General features: G+C 76.8%; 4 protein-coding genes and 1 pseudogene. All 5 read left to right on the top strand.

Annotated elements, in window-relative coordinates; genetic code table 11:
* Positions 1-385, top strand: a pseudogene (locus HMPREF3099_RS09040) (hypothetical protein); the annotation flags it as partial.
* Positions 382-1,410, top strand: a complete 1,029-nt coding sequence (locus HMPREF3099_RS09035) for a hypothetical protein (protein WP_070705658.1) — start codon at positions 382-384, stop codon at positions 1,408-1,410. The pseudogene HMPREF3099_RS09040 and the gene HMPREF3099_RS09035, both read left to right, overlap by 4 nt.
* Positions 1,407-2,171 (top strand): glycosyltransferase family 2 protein, encoded by a 765-nt coding sequence (locus HMPREF3099_RS09030; protein WP_070705657.1) that lies wholly within the window; start codon positions 1,407-1,409, stop codon positions 2,169-2,171. The genes HMPREF3099_RS09035 and HMPREF3099_RS09030 overlap by 4 nt, the downstream gene beginning before the upstream one ends.
* Complete coding sequence (locus HMPREF3099_RS09025; RefSeq protein WP_070705656.1) at positions 2,168-2,488, top strand: acylphosphatase; 321 nt, start codon at positions 2,168-2,170, stop codon at positions 2,486-2,488. Before HMPREF3099_RS09030 ends, HMPREF3099_RS09025 begins: the two co-directional genes overlap by 4 nt.
* 93 nt (positions 2,489-2,581) lie before the next feature.
* Positions 2,582-3,521 (top strand): chromosome segregation SMC family protein (locus HMPREF3099_RS09020; RefSeq protein WP_168168504.1); only part of this gene is annotated, 940 nt, incomplete at its 3' end.

The following is a 3,521-nucleotide window of genomic DNA, read 5'->3' as shown; positions in this document are numbered from 1 at the left end:
CGCCCGGCTGGCCGCCGCGGGGCACCGCGCACGGGCCACCCGGTGCGTGCTGCCCGACCGCCCCGTGGCCGCCGTGGGCTGCGACCTGGTGGTGCTCTCCGAGGTGCTCTACTACCTCGACGACGCCACCCGCGGGGCGCTGCCCGCCGTGCTGGAGGCCGCGGTCCACGGCGTACCGCGGGCCGAGGTGCTGGCCGTCACCTGGCGCCACCACCCCGGCGACGCGCACCTGTCGGGCACTGCGGCCCAGGCCGAGCTGGACACCGGCCTGCGGACCGCCGGGTGGAGGCACCGCGTGGGGCACCGCGAGGAGGACTTCGTGCTCGACTCCTGGACGCGCACCGCCTCGAGCCCGACCGCCCACGACGCCCCGGAGGAGACATGACCCCCGTGACCCACCTCATCGACCTGCCGACCCCGCTGGAGGTCGGTGACCTGCCGCGCTGGTCGACCGACCCGGCCACCCTCCGCGATGCCGTGCACCGCCTCACGGCCGACGTGGACTGGGCGGGGCTCACCTGGCCGCAGCTGCTCGACGCGCTCGCGCGGCGGGGCGCCACCGACATCGGGTGGTCGCGTCTGGCCGAGGGGCACGCCGACGCCGTGCGTGTGCTGGCCCAGGCCGGCCGCACGCCCGAGCCCGGCGCGCTGTACGGCGTGTGGGCCTCCCGCTCCCGGGGCAGCGGACCGGTCGCCCGCCCGGTGCCAGGTGGCTGGGAGGTGTCCGGTGAGCTGCGCTTCGCCTCCGGGGTCGGCGTGCTGGACCGGGCGTTGGTCACGGCGGTGGACGCCGAGGGCACCCACCGCCTGCTCGACCTGCCCGTGGCGGGCTGGGAGGGCGCCCCCGCCTCGTGGCCCGTGACCGCCATGGCCACCTCGCGCTCCTGGACGGTGCCGGTCCGCACCACCTGTGCCGCCTCCGCCGAGGTGGGGGCACCCGGCTGGTACCTGGCGCGTCCGGCCTTCCTGCCCGGTGGGGTGGGCGTGGCTGCGGTGTGGTGGGGAGCGACGGTGCGGGTGGCGCGCGAGGCCGGGCGGTTCGGGGCCGGGGCCCCGCCGAGCCCCGAGCGTGCCCGGCGCCACGGTCTGGTGCGCACCGAGCTGGTGGCCGCGGGGGCCGTGCTGCAGGAGGCGGGTCGCCGGCTCGAGGAGTTGATGCCGCCGGGGTCGATGGGGGAGTGGGACGCCCTCGGTGCCGGCACCCGCGAGGCGCTGGCAGGCCTCTCGCAGGAGGTCCGCGCCGTGGTGGCCTCGGCCGGCACGCGGGTGCTGGGCCACGTGCGCGTGCTCGGCGGGGCGGTGGGTCTGGCACAGGACGAGGACCTGGCGCGCAGCGTGGCCGACCTGGAGGTCTACCTCGCCCAGCACCCCGCCGACCGGGCCGCCGTCGGGCTGGGGCAGCCTGCGTGACCCGCGTCGTCATCGGGGTGCCGGCGCGCGACGAGGCCGAGCTGCTCCCCGCCGCGCTGGGTGCCCTCGTCGCGGCTGCGGGGGAGGCGGTCAGGGTGGATGCGGGCAGGGCGGACCAGGTGCACCTCGTGGTCGCTGCCCACCGGTGCCGGGACGCCACGGCCGCCCTCGCACACGGGGTGTTGGCCGGCCCCCTGCCGGAGCACGTGACCGGCGAGGTGCTGCTCGACGGCGTCTCGGAGACGGTGGGGCAGGTGCGTGACCGCGCGCTGCGGCACGGCCTGGACCCAGGCGACCCCGCGCACACCTGGCTGTTCACCACCGACGCCGACTCCCGCGTCCCGGTCGACTGGCTCACCCGGGCCCTCGCCGCAGCACGCGCCGAGGACGCCGTCGCCGTGGCAGGGCTGGTGGACCTGGTCGGCTGGCAGGCACCCCCGGAGGCCCGCCGTGCCTACGACGCCGAGGTGGCCACCGGCCTGCACGCGCGAGGCCACTGGCACGCCTATGGGGCCAACCTGGCCGTTCGTGCGGACGCCTACCTCGCGATCGGCGGTTTCCCGCACCGCGCCCGGGGCGAGGACGTCGCCCTCGTGCAGGCCCTGCGAGCCGCCGGGCTGCCGGTGGCCACGCCCCGGGACCTCGTGGTGCACACCTCGGGACGCACCGACGGCCGGGCCGCCGACGGGCTCAGCGCCCTGCTGGCCCGGTTGGGAGGCACACTGGGGGCCCGCACCACCGACCCGCAGGAGCACCCATGACCCCACCCGAGGAGACGCCCACCCCCTCTGCCGGCCACCGCCGCGCCACCCTCTTCGTGAAGGGCCACGTGCAGGGCGTCGGCTTCCGCTGGTGGACCCGCAGCCGCGCCCTCGAGCTGGGGCTGGTGGGGCACGCCCGCAACATGTCCGACGGACGGGTGGAGGTGGTGGCCCAGGGGCGCGGCGCGGACATCGCCGCCCTGGAGGCCCTGCTGCGCGAGGACCCCTCGTCGCACGGCCGCCCCGGCCGCGTGGACGCCGTGGTGCGCCAGGAGGGTGACGCGCGGGAGGGCGTGACGGGCTTCGTCGAGAAGTGACGCGCGCCCGCGGCCCCAGGACGCGGGGCGCCCTTCCGTAGGATGACGCGACGGCCGCCGCCGTGACCGCCCGCTGACAGGAAGCCCCCACCCGTGTACGTGACGTCCCTGACCCTCAAGGGGTTCAAGTCGTTCGCCTCGTCCACCCGCATGGAGCTCGAGCCGGGCATCACCGCCATCGTGGGGCCCAACGGGTCGGGCAAGTCCAACGTCGTGGACGCCCTGGCCTGGGTGATGGGCGAGCAGGGCGCCAAGTCGCTGCGCGGCGGCAAGATGGAGGACGTCATCTTCGCCGGCACCTCCGGCCGCGCGCCGCTGGGCCGCGCCGAGGTGGCCATGACCATCGACAACAGCGACGGTGCGCTGCCCATCGACTACTCCGAGGTGACGATCAGCCGCACCATGTTCCGCTCCGGCGGGTCGGAGTACGCCATCAACGGCGCGCCCTGCCGCCTGCTCGACGTGCAGGAGTTGCTCAGTGACTCCGGCATCGGCCGCGAGATGCACGTCATCGTGGGGCAGGGCCAGCTCGATGCGGTGCTGCGCGCCACCCCGGAGGACCGGCGCGGCTTCGTGGAGGAGGCGGCCGGCGTGCTCAAGCACCGCCGCCGCAAGGAGAAGGCGCTGCGCAAGCTGGACGCGATGGAGGGCGACCTCGCCCGCGTCCGCGACCTCACCGCCGAGATCCGCCGCCAGCTGGGCCCGTTGGGGCGTCAGGCCGCCACCGCCCGCCGGGCCGCGGTCATCCACATCACCGTCCGCGACGCCCGTGCGCGCCTGCTGGCCGACGACCTCGTGCAGCAGCAGGCCGCGCTGGAGACCGACCTCGCCGACGAGAAGGCCGCCCTGGACCGCCGGCAGGAGGCCGAGGCCGCTCTGGCTGCCGCCTCGCAGGGGCTGGAGGAGCTGGAGCGCGCCGTGGCCACCGCCGACGAGCGGCACGACGCCTTCCGCAGCGCCTGGTTCGAGCTGGGCACCCTCGTGGAGCGCACCCGGGCCGCCGGCCGCCTGGCCACCGAGCGGGCCGGGCTGG

Source organism: Kytococcus sp. HMSC28H12 (assembly GCF_001816045.1).
GTDB lineage: Bacteria > Actinomycetota > Actinomycetes > Actinomycetales > Dermatophilaceae > Kytococcus > Kytococcus schroeteri.
The sequence above is the reverse complement of the archived record's forward strand: the minus strand, read 5'-3'. Positions and strand labels throughout refer to the sequence as shown.